The organism is Zwartia hollandica (assembly GCF_019923725.1).
Taxonomy (GTDB): domain Bacteria; phylum Pseudomonadota; class Gammaproteobacteria; order Burkholderiales; family Burkholderiaceae_B; genus Zwartia; species Zwartia hollandica.
Map to the genome: position 1 here is coordinate 351733 of NZ_JAHXRI010000010.1, position 23153 is coordinate 374885.

Here is a 23153-nt window from a genome sequence, read left to right on the forward strand (position 1 = left end):
ACATTTAAATCGCGGCGGTCACCACGATTTCAACCTTGTAGTCAGCGCTTGCCAAACGCGCTTCAATTGTAGCGCGCGGCGGTGCGTTGCCATCGGCCACCCAAGCATCCCAGGCTTTGTTCATGCCGTCGAACTCTTTCATGTTCGCCACAAAAATCTGAGCCATCAAAATTTTGGTCTTATCTGAGCCAGCGGTCGCAAGCAGCTTGTCAATCACAGCCAGAATCTGGTTCGTTTGACCTGTGATGTCTTGGGTCGTATCGTCGGCAACCTGCCCTGCCAAGTAGGCAACGCCGTTGTGAACGGCCATATCAGAAAGTCGTTTGCCGACGTTTACTCGGGTAATCTTGCTCATAGTGATTCCTTTGGTTAATCAGGCGGGTGGCAACTCAAACACCTGACGTAGATACGTTAGGTAGGCCTTGTCATCGCACATGGTTTTTTCAGGCGCATCAGACACTTTGGCGACCGGCTGTCCATTGCATCGGATCATTTTCATCACGACTTGCAAGGGTTCGTATCCTAAGTCGTTGGTGAGATTGGTCCCGATACCGAACGCTGTTTTGCAGCGCCCGGCAAAGCGGCGGGTCAACTCGATCGCAAGTGGAAATGTTAACGCATCCGAAAAAATCAGGGTCTTGGCGCGCGGATCCACACGATTGCTCTCATAGTGCGCAATCATGCGCTCACCCCACTCAAAGGGATCGCCAGAGTCGTGACGCGCCCCATCAAACAATTTGCAAAAGTACATATCAAAGTCCCGCAAGAAAGCGCTCATGCCGTAAACATCGGAGAGCGCGATGCCTAAATCGCCTCGATACTCCTTCGCCCAAACTTCGAAAGCGTACACCTGCGAGTCACGCAACCGGGGCCCGAGGGCCTGACACGCTTGCAAATACTCGTGCGCCATGGTGCCAAGCGGAAGCACGCCATGACGCATCGCCAGCCAAACATTGCTCGTCCCGGCAAAGTGGCCCCCCATTTGAGCCTTCATGGTTGTCACGACTTCCTCGTGCCAAGTTTGCGAAAACCTACGCCGCGTTCCGTATTCAGCAACACGGAACTCACTTAAATCATTGGCTTCGAGCACAAGTTTCATCTTGTTTTGTAAGCGCAGACGGCCCTCTTCCCAGTTCGGTGTCTGGCAGGTTCTCCGAAAGTACACCTCGTTGACGATCGCCAAGACAGGGATCTCGAACAAAATCGTGTGTAGCCAGGAGCCCTTCACCGAAATCGCAATTTCACCGGGTTCTTCGCCCATGGATACAGTGATGCACTTTTCGGGTAAGTGAAATAAACCCAGGAAATCGATGAAATCGCTCTTGATGAAGCGCAAACCGCCCAAATAAGCGAGCTCTGCCTCTGAAAAGCGCAGCTGGCAAAGGTCATGGATTTCGGCGCGAATCTCATCGAGATATGGCCTCAGATCCACACCCGTGTTGCGGCACTTATAACGATACTCAACCTGCGCGGCTGGAAAATGATGCAACACGACTTGCATCATGGTGAACTTATAAAGATCGGTGTCGAGCAGAGACTTAATGATCATGGCTTGGCCTTAAGTATTTTCAAAACCTTAGCACAGGCACTTTCGTTATCAGGGATATCCCGAGCCTTGCTCTTAAGATTGGTTAAACTAGCAACTCATTCGATTCACTGGCTCAAAAATAGTGCCCGCCCGATCGCTTTCCCAACCTCCCTTCTGGTGGAACCCATGACTCACGTCGTGACTGAAAACTGTATCAAGTGCAAATTTACGGATTGCGTAGACGTCTGCCCCGTCGACTGTTTCCGCGAGGGCCCTAACTTCCTGGTCATTGACCCAGACGAATGTATTGACTGTGCTGTGTGCATTCCAGAATGTCCAGCAAACGCTATTTTTGCTGAAGAGGATGTACCCCAAGACCAAATGAAGTTCATCGCGTTGAACGCAGAACTATCTCCAAAATTCGACAGCATCAGCCGCTCTAAAAAACCACTACCTGACGCGGACGACTGGAACGGCAAACCGGACAAACTGCAGCATCTTGAGCGCTAAATACACACCACAGACGGTCTTATCCAAGACCGTCTGGCTCAGCGATAAACTTTTTTCACTGAAGGTCACGCGCGCCCCCGACTTTCAGTTCGTGCCCGGACAGTTCGCACGGCTAGGTCTGCCGATTGACGCAGCTGACCCCCTGACACCCAACGAGTGGCGCGCTTATTCCATGGTGTCGCACCCGACAGAGGACGTGCTCGAGTTTTTCTCGGTGGTGGTACCCGACGGTAAGTTCAGCCCAAAACTCGCCGCGCTTGCCCCCGGAGACACACTCTGGGTCAATAAAACGGTGTTTGGCTTTCTAACGCTCGAGCAATTTGCGTCCGGTGAAGACCTTTGGCTGATCTCCACGGGCACCGGGTTATCAGCCTACATTTCCATGCTGCGTGAAGCGAGCACATGGCAACGCTTTAAACGCATCGTGGTGCTGCACGGCGTTAGACACGCCGGCGAACTCGCCTATCGCGACGAACTGTTAGCACTGCAAAGCCAACACAACGCCAGCCCAGAGGCCCTTGGCAATAACCAAGCGAAAATGATTTATCTGCCCGTGACAAGCCAAGAGCCATTAACCCCTTCGCTCTCGCCGGCGATTAGTCCAGACCTTTTGTCCGCAAACCGACTCACGACCTTGCTAACAAGCGGTGAGCTCGAACAACGTACAGGCATTCCCCTGCAAGCCGAACGCGCAAGGATCATGCTCTGCGGCAACCCCGCTATGGTCACCGAAATGCGCGCACTTCTGGCAGAGCGCGGGTTTGCCGCCGGTCGCCGGGGGGTTGCGGGCAACCTTGCAGTAGAAAACTACTGGTAAGCCTTCGGCAACACTAAGGGAAGCACCATAGGTAGTCCAATACTAGGTGTTAGCCCCCATATCCTGTGTTTCCAGGCGCAAAGTCGTGGTGCTTCTGCTACATTTTGCTGCACAACAGCAATTGCAGCCCCTAGATCGATCGTCTCGTGTCAATAAGGCGTCATAATTGGGACTTCCTGAAAACTTTTGGAATCGCACATGCTTTATCAACTTCATGAAATGCACCGTGCCATCATGTCGCCCCTGGCGCACTTCACTGAGTTAGGCTCCAAACTATTCTCGCATCCCGCAAGCCCCTTCGCATACACGCCGATGGCTCGCCAAATGGCGGCAGGCTATGAACTTATCCACCGGATTGGGAAAAAATACGAAAAACCGACCTGGGGTTTAACCACCACAGAAGTCAACGGCAAACATGTCGGTGTCACGATCGACACCGAGATGAGCCTGCCGTTCTGCAACTTGATTCATTTCAAGCGTGATGTATCTGACAAACAGCGCAAGACGGATCCAAAACTGCTGGTGCTGGCACCAATGTCAGGACACCATGCCACCCTCTTGCGCGACACCGTACGCGCCTTGCTCCCGAATCATGAAGTCTATGTGTCCGACTGGATCGATGCACGCATGGTTCCGTTAGCTGACGGAAAATTTGGACTCAACGACTACGTTCACTACGTTCAACAGTTCCTCGAGCACCTTGGGCCAGATGTACATCTGATGTCCGTCTGCCAGCCGACGGTTCCTGCACTAGCCGCCGTTTCGCTCATGGCGTCAAACAAAAGCCCTTTCCTGCCTCGCAGCATGGTGATGATGGGCGGTCCGATCGACCCACGTTGCTCACCCACACAAGTCAACCGTCTGGCCACAACAAAGCCGTTTGAATGGTTCGAAGAAAAACTGATTCACGCGGTGCCCGCGCAATACCCAGGAGCAGGTCGTCTTGTGTACCCAGGCTTCCTACAACACGCTGGCTTTCTGTCAATGAATCCAGATCGCCATGCCAAAGCACACTACGATTTTTATCTTGATTTGCTTCGCGGTGACGAGGACGATGCAGAGGCACATCGGCGCTTTTACAACGAATACAACGCTGTGCTTGATATGTCGGCAGATTTTTATCTAGAGACCATTCGCACGGTGTTTCAGGACTTCGATCTGCCCAACGGCACCTGGGTTATCGATGGCCAGCTCGTTAAGCCTTCCGACATTAAATCGGTAGCGTTGTTCACAATTGAAGGCGAACTCGACGATATCTCTGGCGAAGGGCAGACACGTGCCGCGCAAGACTTATGCTCCGGTATCCCAGCCAAGCGCAAGCAACATTACACAGCCCCAGACTGCGGACACTACGGGATTTTTTCAGGCCGTCGTTGGCGCACAACGATCTGCCCGAAAATTGCCGAGTTCGTGCGCAGCGCTTAAGTGCGCCATGCTCGCTGAACGTATCAACGACCTGCTGCCGCAGACGCAGTGCACAAAATGCGGTTACGCAGGTTGTGCGCCCTATGCCCAAGCCATCGCGGCGGGCCAAGCCCCCATTAATCGCTGCCCTCCAGGTGGTGAGCAAGGCATTGCGGCGCTCGCCGCCCTTTTAAACACCGACACACTACCTCTTGACGAAATCTGTGGGCAACACCTGCCTTTGCAAGTCGCAGTCATCGATGAGCAATTTTGTATCGGCTGCACGCTTTGCATACAAGCTTGTCCTGTAGATGCCATTGTGGGTGCGTCAAAACTCATGCACACGGTCCTGGCGCGGAGTTGTACCGGCTGCGACTTGTGCGTCGCACCCTGCCCCGTAGACTGCATTGACATGGTCCCCGTCTCTCCCTCACGCGCCTGGACAGCACAAGACGCACAAGCTTCCCGCCAACGCTTTGAGGCGCGCAACGCACGGCTGGCGAGGCCGATGCAGGTGCCTCAAAAACAGGAAACAGCTCGGCAGATTGATGACGCTGTCGCGCAAGCCCTTGCCAAAGCACGCGCGCGCCGCGCTGCCGCGAGCGCGCGATGAACCCAACCAAACGACACGCGATTTTTTCAAGGCTGCGTGCGGCAAACCCGGCACCTACGACTGAGCTCGAATACAAAACGGACTTCCAACTGTTGATCGCTGTCATGCTGTCCGCACAAGCAACCGACAAGTCCGTCAATATTGCCACTCGGAAACTTTTCCCGCGCCATGGAACTCCTAAGACAATCCTGGCGCTTGGCGTGGAAGGACTGATGCCCTTTATTCAAACGATCGGGCTCTATAAAACGAAAGCCAAAAATGTGATCGCGACCTGCGCATTACTGCTTGAGCAACACAGTGGCAAGGTGCCCCGCACCAGAGATGCCCTTGAGGCGCTGCCCGGAGTGGGTCGCAAAACGGCGAATGTCGTCCTAAACACAGCGTTCGGAGAGCCGACCATTGCAGTAGACACACACATCTTTCGGGTATCGAATCGCACCAAAATCGCTCCTGGTAAAGATGTTCTAACCGTGGAGCGCGGACTCGAGAAATTCATCCCCGCCGAATTCAAAGTGGACGCCCACCACTGGCTGATTCTGCATGGTCGTTACGTCTGTGTTGCCCGCACGCCAAAATGTCCGCAGTGCGGCATTTCCGACTTGTGCGAGTATTCCAAAAAGACCAAGGGTTAAACCGCCTATGACAAACCCGCATTGAGGTTTTAGTCGTATCCGAGGGATAATTCTGTGCAGATTTAAAACCATCTCAGATACACAAGCGAATGAACGACATCATTCTCGAGACCAAACATCTCACAAAAGAATTCCGCGGTTTCGTTGCCGTCAACGATATTTCCTTGCGCGTGCAGCGCGGGCAGATTCACGCATTAATTGGGCCAAATGGCGCAGGCAAAACAACATGCTTTAACCTGCTCACCAAATTTTTGACGCCCACGCGAGGCACGATCGCCTTTAATGGGGTCGACATCACGAAAGAGCGTCCCGCACAAATTGCAAGACGCGGCATTATCCGCTCTTTTCAAATTTCAGCTGTATTTCCACACTTAACGGTGCTTGAAAACGTTCGCATTGGTTTGCAGCGCGAAACCGGGCTTTCCTTCCATTTCTGGCAAAGCGAAAAACGTCTTAACCAACTGAACGATCGCGCCCAGGCGATCCTGGAGCAAGTCGACCTCGGTAACTTCGCCAATGAAATAACCAGCAGCTTGCCTTATGGACGTAAGCGCGCCCTGGAAATCGCCACCACACTCGCCATGGAACCAGAGCTCATGTTGCTTGATGAGCCCACACAAGGCATGGGTCACGAAGACGTCGATCGGGTTACACAACTCATCAAGCGCGTGAGCGTTGGTCGTACGATCCTCATGGTCGAGCACAACATGAACGTAGTCTCCTCAATTGCCGACACCATTACAGTCTTGGCACGCGGTGCCGTGTTGGCGGAGGGACCCTATTCGCATGTCTCAAGAGATCCTGCCGTCATGGAAGCCTACATGGGCACCACAGAAGGCGAACTCGAAGGAGCTCACGCATGAGCGCGCCCGCACTCGAAATTTCCGGACTTAACGCCTGGTATGGTGAGTCCCATATTCTGCATGGCGTGAACTTCACGGTACAGAAAGGTGAAGTGATTACGCTACTCGGTCGTAATGGGGCGGGTCGCACTACAACGCTGCGTGCCATTCTTGGGCTCACCGGGTCGCGGACAGGTTCGGTACGCATCCATGGTACCGAAGCGATCGATATGCCCACCTACAAGATCGCGCATCTAGGTATTGGCTACTGCCCAGAAGAACGGGGTATTTTTGCAAGCCTCTCGTGTGAAGAAAACTTACTGCTTCCACCGCCTGTCGGCGCCTTGGGTGGTGGGATGTCACTCTCCGAAATCTACGAGATGTTCCCTAACCTGCTCGAACGACGTCATTCGCCAGGTACGCGTCTGTCAGGCGGCGAACAGCAGATGCTCGCCGTGGCGCGAATCCTAAGAACGGGTGCCAACTTACTGTTATTAGACGAAATCTCAGAGGGCCTTGCCCCAGTGATCGTACAAGCCTTAGGTCGCATGATTAAGACGCTAAAATCCAAGGGTTACACCATTATTATGGTTGAACAGAATTTCCGGTTTGCCGCCCCGCTGGCAGACCGGTTTTATGTGATGGAGCATGGCCAGATCGTCGAACACTTCGCGGCCACCGAGCTCAAGGAAAAGCAGTCCGTCCTCAACGAATTGCTTGGGGTTTAATTACTATTTTTGTAGCAACTTTCTGGAGCTATTCCCTATGAAACTTCGTACCCTTAGCGCGTCAATGATGCTGGCTAGCGCCGGTCTCTTGGCACAACCTGCTTTAGCTAACGTTTCTGACAACGTTATCCGCATCGGCTTCATCACCGACATGGCCAGCGTTTACTCCGACATCGACGGCGCTGGCGGCGTCGAAGCCGCTCGTATGGCGATCGCCGACGCAGGTGGTCAAATCGACGGCAAGAAAATTGAACTGGTTTTCGCCGATCACCAAAACAAGGCTGATGTGGCCGCAGCACGTGCCCGCGAATGGTTTGATCAGCAAAAAATTGACATGCTGATTGGCGGCACGAACTCTGGCGTGAACCTTGCCCTAGCTGGCATCGCAGCAGAGCGCAAAAAGCCCTTCTTCGCTATTGGCGCAGCCGCGTCAGACCTCACGGGCTCACAGTGCACCCCTTACACCGTGCATTGGGCCTATGACACCGTTGCGTTGGCGCGGGGCACGGGCTCAGCCGTTGTGAAAGCTGGCGGCAAAACTTGGTACTTCCTGACCGCTGACTACGCCTTTGGCCATGCCCTTGAGCGCGACACCGCTAACGTTGTTAAAGCAGCAGGTGGCCAAGTAGTTGGTCAAGTGCGCGCACCGCTTAACTCGTCAGACTTCTCGTCTTTCTTGTTGCAAGCACAAAGCTCCAAAGCACAAATTCTGGGCTTAGCGAACGCTGGTGGCGACACGATCAACTCGATCAAAGCTGCAAACGAATTCGGTATTGGCAAAACCATGAAAATGGCTGGCCTACTGATTTTTATTAACGACATTCACTCGCTTGGTCTGAACGTCACGCAAGGCATGCAGTTTACCGACGGCTGGTACTGGGATCAGAACGAAGAGACTCGCGCCTGGTCGAAAAAATTCGAAGCACGCGTCAAGCGCAAGCCTTCGATGATTCAAGCCGGTGACTACTCCGCTGTATCTTTCTACCTGAAGGCAGTAAAAGAAACAGGTAGTGATGATGGCGATACCGTCATGAAATGGATGAAGTCCAACAAAGTCAACGACATGTTCGCTAAGAACGGCTATGTCCGTGAAGACGGTCGCATGGTTCACGATATGTTCTTGATGGAAGTCAAAAAGCCAAGCGAATCGAAATATCCTTGGGACTACTACAAGCAAATCGCCGTATTACCAGGTGAAGAAGTGTTCACCAAACTCTCTGAGTCGACCTGCAAGCTGGTCAAGAAGTAATCAGAAAAACGCCTTCGCTCACCCAGCGTGTGTGAAGGCGTTCTCTGTTCATGCAGTCGATGCGAAGCAGATAGAACATGATCATGATCTTTGGTATCCCGTTGCAAGCCTTTTTAGGCCAGCTGTTGCTTGGCCTAGTTAACGGCTCTTTTTATGCCATTTTGTCGCTAGGCTTAGCGGTCATTTTTGGCTTACTTAATGTCATCAACTTCGCGCACGGTGCGCTGTATATGTTGGGTGCGTTTTTGGCCTGGATGGGGCTGTCTTACTTTGGCATCAACTACTGGTTGATGTTGATTTTGGCACCGATCATCGTTGGCCTGTTCGGCATTCTGATTGAAAAATTCCTGCTCAAGCATCTCTACAAGCTTGATCATTTGTACGGCTTGCTGCTCACCTTCGGTATCACCTTGCTGATCGAGGGTCTCTTTCGCAGCTTCTATGGCGTCTCGGGTCAACCGTACTCGACACCAGAAGCCTTGCGTGGTGCGACGAATCTAGGCTTCATGATGTTGCCTAACTATCGTGCTTGGGTGGTAGTAGCCTCTGTGGTGGTGTGTCTAATCACCTGGTTCATTATTGAACGCACGCGCCTGGGTGCGTTGCTGCGGGCCGGCACAGAAAACCCCCGCCTGGTCGAAGCCTTTGGCGTAAACGTCCCTTTAATGATCACGCTCACCTACGGCTTCGGGGTTGCTCTGGCGGGTTTTGCGGGTGTGCTGGCCGCCCCCATTCTGCAAGTCTCTCCGCTGATGGGATCCAACTTGATCATCGTGGTGTTCGCCGTTGTGGTGATCGGTGGCATGGGATCGATTCTGGGTGCGATCGTCACTGGACTTGGTCTAGGCATCATCGAAGGCTTAACCAAAGTGTTTTGGCCTGAAGCCTCGAGCACGGTTGTGTTCATCATCATGGCTATTGTCTTACTGATCCGCCCTGCCGGACTATTCGGAAAAGAAAAATGAATCGGCAAGCGCTCGGCTATATCGTCTTCCTATTGTTTCTAGCGGCAATCCCGTTGATGGGGATTTATCCCATCTTCGCCATGAAGATCATGTGCTACGCACTCTTTGCGTGTGCGTTTAATTTACTCTTGGGCTTCACGGGCTTACTGTCATTTGGTCACGCCGCGTTTTTAGGTAGTGCCGCCTACGCCTCCGGGCACGCCATGAAGCTATGGGGGTTTTCTCCTGAGCTTGGCATTTTGTATGGCGTCCTTGTTGCAGGTGTTCTGGGCCTAGCGATAGGCGCTTTAGCGATTCGACGCAGCGGTATTTATTTTGCAATGATTACGCTCGCGTTATCGCAGATGGTCTACTTCTTTTTCTTGCAAGCAAAATTCACCGGCGGTGAAGATGGACTGCAGGGCGTGCCACGCGGAACATTGTTCGGACTAATCGATCTGAAAAGCGATTTGAACCTGTACTACGTGGTGATGGGTATTTTTGTTCTGGGTTACTTCATTATTTGGCGCACGGTGCATTCACCTTTTGGCCAAGTACTCAAAGCCATCCGCGAAAACGAACCGCGCGCAATTTCGCTCGGCTACGACGTTGACCGCTTCAAATTGCTCGCCTTTGTCTTGTCAGCTATGTTGGCGGGTTTGGCGGGCTCGACCAAGATGCTGATCTTTGTCTCGGCGACGCTATCAGACGCCACTTGGCAGATGTCAGGCCTGGTGATTCTGATGACCCTGATTGGTGGGTTGGGCACACTTGTGGGCCCCGTCATTGGCGCGTTCATTGTCGTCTTGCTTGAAAACAAGGTCGGTGACTTTGGTGCAATGCTTACAAAATGGACTGGTATTGAATGGTTTCAACGCTTGGGTGAATCCGTCACCATTGTGATTGGCTTGATCTTCGTGATCTGCGTGCTGGCTTTCAGACGCGGTTTGGTCGGCGAGCTCAGTGCTTGGTGGGATAAGCGTAAGGCCGCATCAAATTAGATTTAAACGCCTGATCCGTTGAGCGACGATTGAAGCGATCACCGCTTTAATCGTGTCGCCCGGCAGAAACACAACGACTGCTAGCGCCGCCTTGCTGAAGGTCATGCCAGTGACAACCATCAACCAAGGAATGCCAAGGGCATAAACGACTGCGACGCCGCCCAAGAGCGCGGCCAGCAAACAACGCAGTGTGCTTGCCCCAGCTGCGAGGCCGACAACGATAGCGCCTGGAATCATGCCCAGCAGGAACCCGCCCGTCGGCCCGGCCAACACCGCAAGCCCTGCACGTCCCCCTGGTAAAACCGGCAAACCTACCAAAGCAATCAACACATAGAGCGCTACGACCAAACCTGCTCGATATGGTCCGAGAATCAGTCCTGCAAGCATGACGCCGAATGTTTGCAAGGTGATGGGTACAGGCACCCACGGCACAGGCATAGGCGGGATGAGACCCAAAACCACCACCATCGCCGTAAACAGAGCCACCAATGCAATATCTTTAGTCTTCACGGACATCTCTTTTGAAAAAGCGTGTTTACTACTCTAGACGAGCTCGCGACACGTTAGCCTCGCGCATCGATCGCCTCGGCAATTTCCTGGGCGCGTCGAATAGTTCTCAATAGCATGGGCACAGCCATGGTCAGAGGATTCGCTGACAAGCCCCGCGCGGCCTGAGCTTCGCGTATGTCGTGCCATTGTAAGGATAACTCGGGGATCAAACGCAGCGTCAGGCCAAAGGCGAGTGCAACCCGCTGCGTATCTACCCAGCCTAAACGTTCGAGTGGCCGCAACAGCCAGAGCACAACAGCCATCAGCTGTGAAATCGAGGTGCTGACAGAGACAACCAGTGCAGCCAACATGAGGGTCGTCACACGTAAGCCCAGCGCAATTGCATGCTCAGCGGACTGCACCACCAAGGTGTAGAACATGAGTGCCAGAAGCAACCAGAATAAACCTCGCACACGCGACCAAAGCATTACGACCGATAACCCCGTCTGCCAAAGTAAGGCCGATACAATCGCAAGCACCAGCATCAATAAGCGCCAGTCGTGCACCCACATGAGGGCACCGCCCAGCACGGCCAACAAGCCGAGCTTGAGCCCACCGGGCAAGCGGTGTAGCCAACTATTTCCGGGTAAAAATAAGGAACCCATCAGGCACAGTGTTCCAGGTACCAAGCGATCGCTTCGTTGGGCTGAGCGTCCAATACCACTAGCCCATCTCGCAGAACAAGGACACGTTCCATCCCACGCAACAGCTCAAGGTCATGGCTCACTACAATGGCTGGCTGTGGCAACCCTTGCAAGAGTTTTTCAAAACGATTGCGCAAACGGAGATCAAGCTGAGTCGTCGGCTCATCAAAGACAAGAATCTCTGGTTGCATTGCCAAAACAGCCGCTAACGCGACGAGCTGTCTTTCGCCGCCAGAAAGCGTATGCACCAGCCGCTCGGCGAGATGGGGTACGCCAACCTGCTCAAGTGCTTGCCGAGCCAAGTCAGCACGCACCTCGGGGTTTGCTTCGCGCCGCTTTAAACCAAAATCAATATCTTCCGAGACCACGGGAAATACGATTTGATTATCTGGGTTCTGAAATACAAACCCGATTTTGCTACGGATACGGGAGACCTCTTTTCGCGTATCCAAGCCTTGAACCAAAACTTGTCCCTCTTGGGGCAGGAGCAACCCATTCAACAACCGAATAAACGTACTTTTCCCCGACCCATTAGGCCCAAGAACGCCTATCCGACGCTGTGTTAGGCTCAAATGAACGCGGCGCAATACGGAAAGACCATCGCGCTCGACCGAGACATTTTTAAACTCGATTAACATAGGGCTGATTATGCCCGAGAACTTTTTTAAGAATCTGCACTCCAAAACCAAGTATGAAAAAAATCACGAAATCCGAGGCCGAATGGAAAGCACTGCTTTCCTCGGAACAGTTCTACGTCGCGCGCCAAAAAGGCACTGAACGCCCCTTTACCGGTGAGTTCTGGGACCACACTGCCTACGGGATTTATCGCTGCGTGGGCTGTGGCACTGCCTTGTTTGCCTCTGACACCAAGTTCGACGCGGGTTGCGGCTGGCCCAGCTATTTCGAGCCACTAGACCCCGCAAACGTCAAAGAAGAGACCGATATGTCGCATGGCATGATCCGCACTGAAGTCATGTGCAATGTGTGCGACAGTCATTTAGGCCACGTCTTCCCCGACGGACCGCCGCCAACAGGTTTGCGTTACTGCATTAACTCGCTCTCGCTAACTTTTGAGGCGATCAAGCCATGAAAAAATTCCTTTTTGACCTGTTCCCGCTTATTCTATTTTTTGCGGCGTACAAATTTGCAGGGATCTACGTCGCCACCGGCGTCGCCATAGCTGCCGCCCTCCTACAAATTCTCTGGATCAAGCTGCGTGGTCACCCCGTTGAAACCATGCACTGGGTTAACCTTTCTATTATTGTGGTTTTTGGTGGCGCAACCCTCTGGCTTCAGAACGAAGCTTTCATCAAATGGAAGCCAACCGCTTTGTACTGGCTGTTTGGCGGGGTGTTACTTGGCAGTAAGTGGCTGACCGGGCGCAATCTGATGCAAAAACTGCTGGGCGAAAAAATCGCCATGCCCGATATTGCCTGGACACGCTTGAACATGGCTTGGGCGCTCTTTTTCATCGCCGCAGGCGGCTTGAACCTTTTTGTCGCCTTTTCTGGCTGGTTTACTGAGGAACAGTGGGTAAATTTCAAGGTTTTTGGCCTGATGGCCTTGCTCATTGTGTTTGTCATCGGGCAATCGGTCTGGTTGGGCAAGCACCTCGAACAACCGACTGAAGACAGCCCCAACAAGTCCGCAGCTGCGAATGACCCAAAAATATGACAAATCCCCATCTCACCCTGCTGCGTGAACGACTCAGCGCCTTAAATGCGCTTGAGTTGGATATTCAGGACGACTCCCATCTGCATGCCGGTCACGCCGGCAACAAGGGGGGGGCTAGCCATTTCAGCGCTACTATCGTGGCCCAATGCTTTGACAACAAGCCGATGGTTGCGCAACATCGGCTAGTGTATGATCTCGTGCGCGATTTAATCCCCCACCCGATTCACGCCCTGGCGTTATCGACTCGGGCGCCCTCCAAAGGAAATACATGAAACGTCTCGTTATGTTTGCTGCCGCTCTAGCCTTGGCAGCACCTGTTTATGCTCAAAACGTCGCTACCGTGAATGGCAAGCCCATCACCAAAGCCAACGTGGACGAATTCGTCAAACTGCTCGCCACACAAGGCGCATCAGACTCACCCCAGCTGCGCGAGCAAGTCAAAGAAGAACTCATCAACCGTCAGGTGATGGTGCAAGCGGCTGAAGCAGCGGGCTTAGTCAAAGATCCCACGATCACTGTCGAGCTCGAGCTCGCGCGTCAAGGCATTTTGGTACGTGCGCTGATGGCAGACTACTTGAAAAAGAACCCCATCACTGATGCCAAGATTCAAGCAGAATACGACAAGTTGAAAAAAGCGGAAGACGGCAAGTTCGAGTATGAAGTCCGTCATATTCTGGTCGAAGACGAGAAGACTGCCAATGACATGCAGGCCAAGCTAAAAGCCAAGTCGGCTAAATTTGAAGATCTCGCCAAGTCATCGAAAGATACTGGCAGCGCCGAGAAGGGTGGAAACCTAGGCTGGGCGTCAGACTCAAACTATGTCGAGCCTTTTGCCAAGGCCGTCGCTGCAACGCCAAAAGGTCAGCTCTCAGAAAAACCTGTTCAGTCGCAGTTTGGCTGGCACGTGATCGAAGTGTTGGACAAGCGCCCCGTCGAGTTTCCTCCACTTGAGCAAGTACGCAAAGAGCTCGAGCAGATGATGCGCGAGCAAACCTTAGCCGCCTATCAGGCCGACTTGCGTAGCAAAGCTAAAGTCCAGTAATCACGGAATAGCGCCCCCAAAAAGGGCGTACGCAGAACGCCGTCTGACGAAAAATCAGGCGGCGTTTTCTTTTAACAAGGCGCGTAACGCGACCTCGTCTAGAACCGCGACACCAAGCTCTTGCGCTTTCTCGAGCTTACTGCCAGCCTCAGTGCCGGCCACAACATACGAGGTCTTGCGCGAAACCGAACCACTGACTTTGCCACCCGCTGCGATAATCTGCTCGGAGGCCTCTTCTCGAGACCACGTCGGCAACGTGCCGGTCAGCACAAAGGTCTTGCCGGAAAGGCCAGAGCTGCGGGCAGCCTCTTGAACCTGCGGCTCTATCCCTTGCGCCTGCAACGCGCGGACGACCTCTTGATTATGTGCCTCAGCAAAAAAACGTGCGATAGAGCCCGCCACTACAGGTCCAACATCCGGCACGGCAAGTAAGTCCTCCTCTGTTGCAAGCATGAGCTTATCTATTGAGCCCAGATGCAAAGCGAGGTCTCGCGCGGTGGTCTCCCCAACATGCCGTATCCCTAGTGCAAAAATCAGGCGGCCAAGCACAGGTTTTTTAGCCTTCTGGATCGCCTCAATTAAATTCTCGGCCGATTTTCGTCCCATCCGATCGTACTCAGCGAGCTCATCAGCCTGCAAACCAAACAAGTCAGCAAGGGAGTGTACGCGCGCACGATCGACTAACTGTTCAACCAACTTCTCACCCAAACCTTCAATGTCCAGCGCTTTACGACCCGCCGCATGAATAATGCTTTGCTTGCGTTGCGCGGCACAAAAGAGTCCGCCCGTACACCGTGCAATCGCCTCATCCTCGACACGCTCAATGGCCGAACCACAGACAGGACAAGCGGTTGCCATGACAAATTGCGTCGCAAAAATGGGCCGCTGCTCAAGCACGGGCCCAACGACCTCAGGAATCACGTCTCCAGCGCGTCGCACAATCACCGTATCGCCGATCCGTACATCTTTGCGGCGAATCTCGTCTTCGTTATGCAGCGTGGCATTCGTCACTGTCACCCCGCCCACAAAGACGGGCGCTAGACGAGCAACAGGCGTAATCGCACCCGTGCGGCCCACCTGCACTTCAATATCTAAAAGGGTTGTCGTGGCCTCTTGCGCGGGGAACTTATGCGCGATGGCAAAACGGGGCGCACGGGCAACAAAACCCAGCACCCTTTGAGCGGCCAGATCATCGACCTTGTAGACCACTCCATCAATGTCATAGGGAAGGCGCGAGCGACGCGCTCCCACCTGCTCGTAATAGGCTAACAAGTCTTCGGGGCCGCGCGCCACAACATGCTGCGACACGTTGACGGGCAAACCTAAGCTTGCTAACCAGTCCAGCATTTCACTGTGACGCGCAAAGCGAAGGTCACCGACCTCACCCCAACCATACGCAAAAAAACGCAAAGGGCGTTGCGCCGTGATGCGTGAATCTAGCTGCCGCAGACTACCCGCTGCCGCATTGCGGGGGTTCACAAACACTTTCTCGTCGCGCGCACGCTGCGCCTCGTTGAGCCGATCAAAATCCGCAAGATTCATAAACACTTCACCCCTAACCTCGAGCACCTCAGGAATCACCTGGAGATCACCCGTCAACCGCAAGGGGACTGCTTTAATCGTTCGGATATTGGTTGTAACATCTTCGCCTGTTTGGCCATCACCGCGCGTTGCCGCCTGCACTAACAAACCTCGTTCGTAGCGCAAGCTAATCGCGAGACCGTCAAGTTTTAATTCACAAAAATAATCGACCACAGCACCTGGGGAAAGCTTGCCCGCTGCGCGCAGTGTTTCAGTTACGCGCTTATCAAAGGCAAAGACCTCTTGCGCCTCAAACGCATTGCCCAAGGACAACATCGGCACGCGGTGCGTGACACTCGTAAATGAGGTCAAGGGCGCTGCACCCACACGCTGTGTAGGCGAGGAAGTCGTTAAGAGTTCAGGGTGCTTTGCCTCAAGCGCTTGCAACTCACGCATCAGCTGATCGTATTGTGCGTCGCTGACCGTCGGGTCATCAAGCACATAGTAAGCATGATTATGGCGTTCGATTTCTGCGCACAACCACTTTAGGCGCTCTACGACCGAAGGCTCACTCACCCGCTGACGTCCTCAGGCAAACACCCGGCGTGCCCGGGGGCTACCCGCCGCAAGGCCGGCTTGTTCAAGTTGCTGGTACAGAGTCTTGAGACGTTCATCAATGACCGCATCTGAGCCTTGTTGCACAGGACGACCCTGATCATCAACGAGTTCAGCACCAACGCGACGTGCTAGTTCAAAGCCTACGTCGACCATCTTCCCGAAGGCGCGGGTGTCAGCTGGACTGCAAGGGACATCGAGCAACAGGCTCAGCCGATCTACACCCGCCATGCCCGCGTCAAAAGACTCAGCATCCGAGCGCGCCAGACTAAAACACACGAGACCGTACTCGCCCAACCAGACTAGCTGTCCGTTTGCTGGCACAAAACCCATATTTTCCGCAGCGTTCGTCACATCAGACACGGGATGGTTTGCGCCCATCAACAAGGTCAGACCTACTTGTGTATCGAGCCCAGCGCACATATCGTCTAGCCGGGAAGCTAAATCTAGGACTTTCTGCTGATCAGGGCCTTCAATCGAGCACTCTAACTGCTCGGCTAGGCTTTGTGCGCGATTCCAAATCTGCGACCACTCAATCGCAGACAACGCGCCACTGCGATTGGCTAACAATACCGCCAGATGCACGGCGTCATACGAGACACCGGCGTCAATGGCGGGGTGTAGCTGCCCTTCTGTGTCTTGCGCAAAAATACGCACGGCTTTACGGCCGGCTGTACGCAACGGGTGCACGAGTGGCAAGAGGTCTTCGCCTAGCATCGGCCCTTGAAAAGCGATTTCAATGACGATCTCTGTCGAGGGATCAGGCTCTTGCGCATCGAGCAACCCATCAGGATGCTCTGAGGCACTAATACGCTCCGACACATTGATCCCACCTGCACTGAACCCGCCTAAACCTGGCTCGCGGCGGGCATCACCGATCGCCCCAGATTCGGTAAGCAGCGGGTCTTGTTCAATCACAGGCATCTGCGCCTGCATCCGTTGACGCACACGCCGGTCTTGGAACCAGTTAAAGCCTAGCACCAATAAAATTACGACCAGACCAATCACTATCAGATAGATTTGCAACTCACTCATGTGTTGCCTCTAGTATCAGTATTACGCAGCTTCAGCGGCAAGCTGCAAAGCAGATTCAATATCAACAGCCACAATGCGTGACACACCTCGTTCTTGCATCGTAACGCCAATCAGTTGCCGAGCCATCTGCATGGCGATCTTATTGTGGGAAATAAACAAAAATTGCGTGTGCTCGGCCATGCTGCCGACCAGATTTGCGTAACGCTCTGTATTTGCGTCATCCAGCGGCGCGTCCACCTCGTCAAGCAAGCAGAACGGTGCCGGATTAAGCTTGAACAACGCGAACACCAGTGCGGTCGCGGTCAGTGCTTTCTCGCCACCGGACAAGAGGTGGATCGACGTGTTGCGCTTTCCGGGGGGCTGGGCCATCACTTGTACGCCCGCATCGAGGATTTCGTCGCCCGTCATGATAAGACGTGCTTCCCCGCCACCAAACAATTTGGGGAAAAGCTCGCCGAAATGCGTATTGACATCATTGAACGTGGACTGCAACAAGTCGCGCGTCTCACGGTCGATCTTGCGGATAGCGTCCTCTAGGGTCTCAATCGCAGTCTGCAAGTCGAGATACTGCGCATCGAGGTAGCCTTTGCGCTCACGAGACTCAGTCAGTTCGTCCAAGGCCGCGAGGTTCACTGAACCCAACGATTCAATCTTCTTCGTAATACGTTGGACTTCAGACTGCAGCCAAGCGGGGCGTTGCCACTCTTCGGGCTGATCAACAAGGGACGCCTGCACCGCTGCGCGATCCACTTGTCGCTCATTGAGTTGCTCGGCAAACTGCTCCGCAGCCAGGCGTGCCGCCTGCTCTTGTAACTGCAACTGCATAATCCGTTCGCGACGTGGCTCGAGCGAGCGCTCCATTGTGAGCCGCTCTTCATCGGCTTCACGCAGCTGTGCGGCCAACGTATCCATCTCAATGCGAGCGCGCCCCAAGGACTCTTCGCGCTCGGCGCGTATCTCTAGTGCCTCTTGCAAGCCCGCTTCTGCTGCCGCCGCATCAAGCGTCGCAAGTTCATCTTCCTGCCCAGCTAATTCTTGTTGCGCACGCACCGACTGCTCAATCGCTAACTGCAAGTTACGTTGTAACTCAGCAATACGTGCACGCACGCCGCGCTCATTGAACTCCGCCTCTTGTGCGCCACGCTCTTGATCGCGTAAGCGGTTGCGCGCTGTTTCAGCCTCTTCAGACAAAGCCTCGCCCGCCATTTCGGCCTCAGAATAGGCTTCTTGCTGAACGCCAATCTCGCCATCAAGCTCTTCAAAACGTGTTTCAGCCTCAAGTTTTGCTGCGGTGAGTTCTTCTTGCTGTGAAGTCACTTCAGCGATGTCTTGTTCGAGTCGACCTGAACGCTCGCGCGTTTGCTCTACTTGTTGCTGCAGGCGTGTGTACTCTAACTGCAGGTCGTGCAACCGACGCGTGATTTCTGCGACACGTTGGCGCGCAGGTGGCAACGCTTGCGAAACCTGCTGCCAGGCAGACTCGGCTTGCGCAACGGCCGAACGCGACTGGTCAGCAATGAACTGATGCGCTTTGATCTCGCGCTGCAGGTTCTCAATCTCTTGCTGCCGAGCCAACAAACCAGCCTGCTCGGAGTCAGCTGCGTAAAACCGCACGCTGTGCGCATCGACCAGATGACCGCCTTGCACCACTAGCATCGCGCCTGCAGGCAAAGTCGTTCTCGCAGCGATGGCTTGTGCCACATCTTTTGCGATGTAGACATTCCCAAGCCAGCTCTGCAACAAGGTACGAAGCTCAGGATCGGTGATACGCAATACTGTTGTTAACGGCTCATGCCCCGCTGGAGCCGCCACAGCAGGCGCTGCAACGGGTAATTGGTAAAACGCAAGACGCGCAGGTGGGGCATCGGCAGCGAACGCTCGAGCCCAATCGAGGTTGCGCACTTCTAGGCCAGTCATACGCTCATTCAACACCGCTTCAAGCGCAGTCTCCCAACCGGGCTCTACATGCAGTTTTTGCCACAAGCGGCCCAATTGACTGAGCTCGTGTTTCGCAAGCCAGGGCTCAAGCGCGCCCTTCTTTTGTACATCCTCTTGCAAACGCACAAGCGCAGATAAGCGCGCATCGAGCCGAGCAAGGGTCTCGGCCTCAACCTGCGCCTGTTGCTGGGCCTGGGCGCGACGTGCATCTGCCTCTGGCAGCTTATCTTCAAGTTCGGTGAGCGCACCCTGAGACTCTTCAAGCAGCTCTTCCGCAGCGACTTTGTCGCCCGTCAACTGTTCGAGCGCAGCTAAATCTGGTGTTTCAACGCCTTTGAGCTCAAGCGCTAAACGTTCGCGCCGCAATTCAAGCGCCTGTAACTGACGATCTGAATCACGCTGAGTCTGCGCAACTAACGCAAGACTTTGTTCTACCCGAGCCAAGGTTGCACGTAACTCTTCACGCTCAAGCGCAGCTTGACGCACACGCGCCTCGATATCGGGCAAGCCCTCTTGCGCCGCCTGCGCAAGTTCACGCGCTTCTTCCGCACGTGCTGCGCTCGTCATGAGCTCGTCTTCGCCTTCCTGTATTTGTTCTTGGCAATGCTCTTGCTGAGTCGCCCATTCGGCCAATTGTGTTTGTAACTGTGCGCGTCGGGTCAGCACTCGATTACGCGACTCGACAACGTGACGAATCTCGGCCTCGAGACTGCTCACCTTGGCATTCGCTTCATACAGTTGCCCTTGAGCGGCATGCACGGCGTCTCCTGCCGCATAATGCGCTTGGCGCCGTGACTCAAGCGCAGCCTCGCTAGCACGCAAGCCGGCCATGGAGGCCTCAAGCTCTGTGTGTGCGCGCTCAATATCTTGCTGCGTTCGATCACGCTCTTGATGCGCTGCGGCCTCTTTCAGGAACCACAACGCATTCTGTTTGCTTTCACCTTCCGACTGCAACGTGCGGTATTCGCGCGCCACCTCGGCTTGCGATTCAAGCTTTTCAAGCTGCGAAGTCAGTTCGCGCAGAATATCTTCCACGCGCACTAAGTTTTCACGCGTATCGGACAAGCGGTTTTCCGTTTCGCGGCGTCGCTCTTTATACCGGGATACTCCTGCGGCTTCTTCCAAATAAACGCGCAGCTCTTCGGGCTTTGCTTCGATCAGGCGGTTAATCATGCCCTGACCAATAATGGCGTAACCCCGAGAGCCAAGGCCCGTTCCAAGGAAGATGTCGTGCACATCACGACGACGAACCAACTGGTTGTTGATGAAATAGCTGCTGGTGCCATCGCGGGTTAAGACGCGACGCACAGCGATCTCGGCGTAAGTGGCCCATTGCCCCGAAGCGCGGCCATCCGAGTTATCGAACACCAGCTCTACAGACGCTCGCGCCGAAGGTTTACGCTCGCCGGAGCCGCTGAAAATGACATCCTGCATCGATTCGCCGCGCAATTCAGAGGCACGACTTTCGCCCATCACCCAGCGCACGGCATCAATAATGTTGGATTTACCACAGCCGTTTGGCCCGACGACCCCGACTAGCTGGCTTGGGGTTGGGATGACGGTCGGATCGACGAAAGACTTAAATCCGGCAAGTTTGATCTGGGTAAGACGCACAATAAGGGCACAGTTTGGGATGGAATCACTGAGATCATAACCGAGCTCGAGCGGATCGATTTGTTCAGGTATTATTCAGACAGCCCACGACAGGATGGGTAAATTAAATTTAGGATGCGACTCTTGAATCGAGGCTTCTACACCGTCATGGCAGCTCAAGCGCTGTCGTCGCTAGCGGATAATGCGCTCTTCATCGCGGCCATCGCGCTCATCCAGCAGCTGGAGGGCCCAGACTGGATGGCTCCAATGATGAAGTGGTGGTTCGCTGCCTCTTATGTCCTGTTGGCCGCCTTCGTCGGCGCAATCTCTGACTCGTTCCCCAAGGGCCGGGTGATGTTCATGACCAATGCTATCAAGGTCAGTGGTTGCCTACTTATGTTTTCTTATGCGCTGCTTGGCCTCACCCAAGAAGGTCAGGTTTCTTTGGTGTGCGTGGCCTACGCCTTGGTTGGGATCGGTGCTGCCGCCTACTCACCGGCCAAATACGGCATCGTGACGGAAATGCTGCCACCGCTGCAATTAGTCAAGGGCAACAGCTGGATTGAAGGTCTGACTATTCTGTCGATCATCCTAGGAACCGTTGTCGGCGGCGTATTAGTATCGCCTGGTGTATCGGGCTGGCTGTTGAAGCACCCCATGATCAATGGCCTGGTACACACGCCGGCCGAAGCCGCCATCCTGGTCATTGCTTTCATTTACATGGCTGCCGCAATCTGCAACCTGATGATTCCCAGCACGGGCATTGTCTACCCCAAACAGCAAAAGAACCCAATCAAACTTGCCAAAGCGTTTGCGGGCTATGTGCGCATTCTCTGGGCGGACAAACTTGGCCAAATATCACTGGGGGTGACGACTTTGTTTTGGGGGGCAGGCGCAACGCTTCAACTCATCGTCATCGAGTGGGGAAGCGACCACCTCGGTTATCGACTAGATCAAGCTTCCATCCTGATGGGGGTCACTGCACTTGGAACGATCGGAGGCTCGATCTTGGCAGGGCGTGTGCCCTTGCGCAATGCACTTAGTGTCTTACCGCTGGGTGTTGCCATGGGCTTTGTGGTCATGCTCATGCCCTTTGTGGACCCGGCATGGACAATCAATGTCTTGGGGGTGGAGCTACCCTGGACAGCTTACATCCTGCTGATCTTGATTGGACTGACTTCCGGCTATTTCGTTGTGCCGATGAATGCACTGTTACAGCACCGCGGCCACGTCTTGCTCTCGGCTGGGCATTCGATCGCCGTACAGAACTTTAATGAGCAATTAAATATTCTGCTGATGGTGGCCATTTACACCTTAATGCTCTGGCTAGATATGCCTATCAACGTCATCATTTGGATTTTTGGGCTCTTAGTTTCAGCCCTAATGGTGGTGATGATTCGCTGGAACAAACTCAACCAACAACGCGACCCTAAGCTGCTGGATCAAATTGGACAAGAGGGCCACGGCAAAGCGCTTTAATCCGCTGCAAATCTTTCCACGCAGCGGCTTTTTCGTTCGGATGGCTCAGCAGGTACGAAGGGTTGTAGCTCACTACCAAGGGGATCGTTCGCCCCCCGACTTGAATGCTGTGCGTACGCTCACGTAGCGTTTGCAGCGGCTCCTCACTGCCTAGCAGTGCCTGCGCCGCAAAGCGCCCCAACGCCAGAATTGTGAAAGGCTGCTGCAAGGCGATCTCGCGCATCAAATAGGGCTGACACGCCGCGACTTCTTCTGGCCGGGGGTTTCGATTTCCGGTCGGACGACATTTGATGATCGTCGTGACATAGGCATCATGCCCGCGCCCACTTTGAATCGCCGCCAACATATTGTCCAGCAGCACGCCTGGGCGACCCACGAACGCTTGACCTTGTCGGTCATCTTGCTCGCCTGGCGCTTCACCGACCACCATAATGGCTGGCTGCGTCACGCCCTCGCCCATTACAGCTTGCTGCCGCGCTGAGCACAGCCCACACGACGTGCAGGCTTGCACTGCCGCTTTTAATGCCGCCAGATCGCTTAAGGCCTCCACGCGCTCCGGCGATGGCGTTGCTTGATTAAGTACTTTCGCAGCCACCGCGGAAGACATGGGCTTCGCAGGTCGAATAGCAGCGGGAGTTTGCTGCACGGACACACCGCCGGCTTGGGCAACCGTCGCAGTACTCGCTGGCACCCAGGGTTTTTCAATACCCAACTCTGCAAGCCAAGCGAGCTGCAGAGAGGTCAGTGAAAGCGTTGCGGGGCGGGTATCGTTCATAAGACTAGAAAAATCTTGCA

General features: G+C 54.2%; 24 protein-coding genes. 15 read left to right on the forward strand and 9 right to left on the reverse strand.

The window, feature by feature from the left end; translation table 11 throughout:
• Positions 1-4: 4 nt before the first annotated feature.
• Positions 5-355 carry a RidA family protein gene (locus KZZ10_RS12380; protein WP_259661837.1) on the reverse strand — a complete coding sequence of 117 codons (351 nt, stop codon included), beginning with the start codon at positions 353-355 and terminating at the stop codon, positions 5-7.
• 18 nt (positions 356-373) lie between these two features.
• A complete protein-coding gene (pncB, locus tag KZZ10_RS12385; protein WP_259661838.1) occupies positions 374-1549 on the reverse strand; it encodes a nicotinate phosphoribosyltransferase in 1176 nt (391 codons plus the stop codon).
• 165 nt (positions 1550-1714) lie between these two features.
• On the opposite strand from pncB, the gene fdxA reads away from it, so the two are divergent.
• From fdxA to KZZ10_RS12435, 10 genes are all read left to right on the forward strand, one after another.
• Positions 1715-2038 (forward strand): ferredoxin FdxA, encoded by a 324-nt coding sequence (fdxA, locus tag KZZ10_RS12390; protein WP_259661839.1) that lies wholly within the window; start codon positions 1715-1717, stop codon positions 2036-2038.
• Positions 2025-2855 carry a ferredoxin--NADP reductase gene (locus KZZ10_RS12395; protein WP_259662210.1) on the forward strand — a complete coding sequence of 277 codons (831 nt, stop codon included), beginning with the start codon at positions 2025-2027 and terminating at the stop codon, positions 2853-2855. Before fdxA ends, KZZ10_RS12395 begins: the two co-directional genes overlap by 14 nt.
• Before the next feature lie 198 nt (positions 2856-3053).
• Positions 3054-4280: a polyhydroxyalkanoate depolymerase gene (locus tag KZZ10_RS12400; RefSeq protein WP_259661840.1), complete on the forward strand. Its 1227-nt coding sequence runs from the start codon at positions 3054-3056 to the stop codon at positions 4278-4280.
• Positions 4281-4287: 7 nt separating this feature from the next.
• Complete coding sequence (rsxB, locus tag KZZ10_RS12405) at positions 4288-4872, forward strand: electron transport complex subunit RsxB (protein ID WP_259661841.1); 585 nt, start codon at positions 4288-4290, stop codon at positions 4870-4872.
• Positions 4869-5504 (forward strand): endonuclease III, encoded by a 636-nt coding sequence (nth, locus tag KZZ10_RS12410; protein ID WP_259661842.1) that lies wholly within the window; start codon positions 4869-4871, stop codon positions 5502-5504. The genes rsxB and nth overlap by 4 nt, the downstream gene beginning before the upstream one ends.
• An 89-nt stretch (positions 5505-5593) precedes the next feature.
• Positions 5594-6367 (forward strand): ABC transporter ATP-binding protein, encoded by a 774-nt coding sequence (locus KZZ10_RS12415; RefSeq protein WP_259661843.1) that lies wholly within the window; start codon positions 5594-5596, stop codon positions 6365-6367.
• Complete coding sequence (locus tag KZZ10_RS12420; protein WP_259661844.1) at positions 6364-7074, forward strand: ABC transporter ATP-binding protein; 711 nt, start codon at positions 6364-6366, stop codon at positions 7072-7074. The genes KZZ10_RS12415 and KZZ10_RS12420 overlap by 4 nt, the downstream gene beginning before the upstream one ends.
• A gap of 37 nt (positions 7075-7111) precedes the next feature.
• Positions 7112-8323 (forward strand): ABC transporter substrate-binding protein, encoded by a 1212-nt coding sequence (locus KZZ10_RS12425; RefSeq protein ID WP_259661845.1) that lies wholly within the window; start codon positions 7112-7114, stop codon positions 8321-8323.
• 77 nt (positions 8324-8400) lie between these two features.
• Positions 8401-9288 carry a branched-chain amino acid ABC transporter permease gene (locus KZZ10_RS12430; RefSeq protein WP_259661846.1) on the forward strand — a complete coding sequence of 296 codons (888 nt, stop codon included), beginning with the start codon at positions 8401-8403 and terminating at the stop codon, positions 9286-9288.
• Entirely contained in the window at positions 9285-10268 is a 984-nt protein-coding gene (locus KZZ10_RS12435) for a branched-chain amino acid ABC transporter permease (RefSeq protein ID WP_259661847.1), read from the forward strand. The genes KZZ10_RS12430 and KZZ10_RS12435 overlap by 4 nt, the downstream gene beginning before the upstream one ends.
• Here KZZ10_RS12435 and KZZ10_RS12440 read toward each other — a convergent pair.
• From KZZ10_RS12440 to KZZ10_RS12450, 3 genes are read right to left on the reverse strand one after another with little or no spacing between them, the layout of a single operon-like run.
• Positions 10260-10778, reverse strand: coding sequence for a biotin transporter BioY (locus tag KZZ10_RS12440; protein ID WP_259661848.1), 519 nt, complete (start codon positions 10776-10778; stop codon positions 10260-10262). The two genes, KZZ10_RS12435 and KZZ10_RS12440, sit on opposite strands and share 9 nt — an antisense overlap.
• A 53-nt stretch (positions 10779-10831) precedes the next feature.
• On the reverse strand, positions 10832-11422 hold the full coding sequence (locus KZZ10_RS12445) for an energy-coupling factor transporter transmembrane component T family protein (RefSeq protein WP_259661849.1): 591 nt from the start codon (positions 11420-11422) through the stop codon (positions 10832-10834).
• Entirely contained in the window at positions 11422-12099 is a 678-nt protein-coding gene (locus KZZ10_RS12450; RefSeq protein WP_259661850.1) for an energy-coupling factor ABC transporter ATP-binding protein, read from the reverse strand. The genes KZZ10_RS12445 and KZZ10_RS12450 overlap by 1 nt, the downstream gene beginning before the upstream one ends.
• Before the next feature lie 53 nt (positions 12100-12152).
• Here KZZ10_RS12450 and msrB point away from each other — a divergent pair, with 53 nt between their 5' ends.
• The 4 genes from msrB to KZZ10_RS12470 are packed head-to-tail and all read left to right on the forward strand — an operon-like array spanning position 12153 to position 14177.
• Positions 12153-12551 (forward strand): peptide-methionine (R)-S-oxide reductase MsrB, encoded by a 399-nt coding sequence (gene msrB, locus KZZ10_RS12455; RefSeq protein ID WP_259661851.1) that lies wholly within the window; start codon positions 12153-12155, stop codon positions 12549-12551.
• A complete protein-coding gene (locus KZZ10_RS12460) occupies positions 12548-13135 on the forward strand; it encodes a septation protein A (RefSeq protein WP_259661852.1) in 588 nt (195 codons plus the stop codon). The genes msrB and KZZ10_RS12460 overlap by 4 nt, the downstream gene beginning before the upstream one ends.
• A complete protein-coding gene (locus KZZ10_RS12465; protein ID WP_259661853.1) occupies positions 13132-13407 on the forward strand; it encodes a BolA family protein in 276 nt (91 codons plus the stop codon). The genes KZZ10_RS12460 and KZZ10_RS12465 overlap by 4 nt, the downstream gene beginning before the upstream one ends.
• Positions 13404-14177, forward strand: a complete 774-nt coding sequence (locus KZZ10_RS12470) for a peptidylprolyl isomerase (protein ID WP_259661854.1) — start codon at positions 13404-13406, stop codon at positions 14175-14177. Before KZZ10_RS12465 ends, KZZ10_RS12470 begins: the two co-directional genes overlap by 4 nt.
• 54 nt (positions 14178-14231) lie before the next feature.
• On the opposite strand, the gene ligA is transcribed toward KZZ10_RS12470, so the two are convergent.
• The 3 genes from ligA to smc are packed head-to-tail and all read right to left on the reverse strand — an operon-like array spanning position 14232 to position 20900.
• Entirely contained in the window at positions 14232-16274 is a 2043-nt protein-coding gene (gene ligA, locus KZZ10_RS12475) for an NAD-dependent DNA ligase LigA (RefSeq protein WP_259661855.1), read from the reverse strand.
• 12 nt (positions 16275-16286) lie between these two features.
• Entirely contained in the window at positions 16287-17348 is a 1062-nt protein-coding gene (locus tag KZZ10_RS12480) for a cell division protein ZipA C-terminal FtsZ-binding domain-containing protein (protein WP_259661856.1), read from the reverse strand.
• A 21-nt stretch (positions 17349-17369) separates the two neighbouring features.
• A complete protein-coding gene (gene smc / locus KZZ10_RS12485) occupies positions 17370-20900 on the reverse strand; it encodes a chromosome segregation protein SMC (RefSeq protein WP_259661857.1) in 3531 nt (1176 codons plus the stop codon).
• Between the two features lie 123 nt (positions 20901-21023).
• Between smc and lplT the strand changes: the two genes are divergently transcribed.
• Positions 21024-22358, forward strand: a complete 1335-nt coding sequence (lplT, locus tag KZZ10_RS12490; RefSeq protein WP_259661858.1) for a lysophospholipid transporter LplT — start codon at positions 21024-21026, stop codon at positions 22356-22358.
• Here the strand turns inward: lplT and KZZ10_RS12495 are convergent.
• Positions 22309-23133: a uracil-DNA glycosylase gene (locus KZZ10_RS12495; protein ID WP_259661859.1), complete on the reverse strand. Its 825-nt coding sequence runs from the start codon at positions 23131-23133 to the stop codon at positions 22309-22311. The genes lplT and KZZ10_RS12495 overlap by 50 nt on opposite strands.
• Positions 23134-23153: the final 20 nt, after the last annotated feature.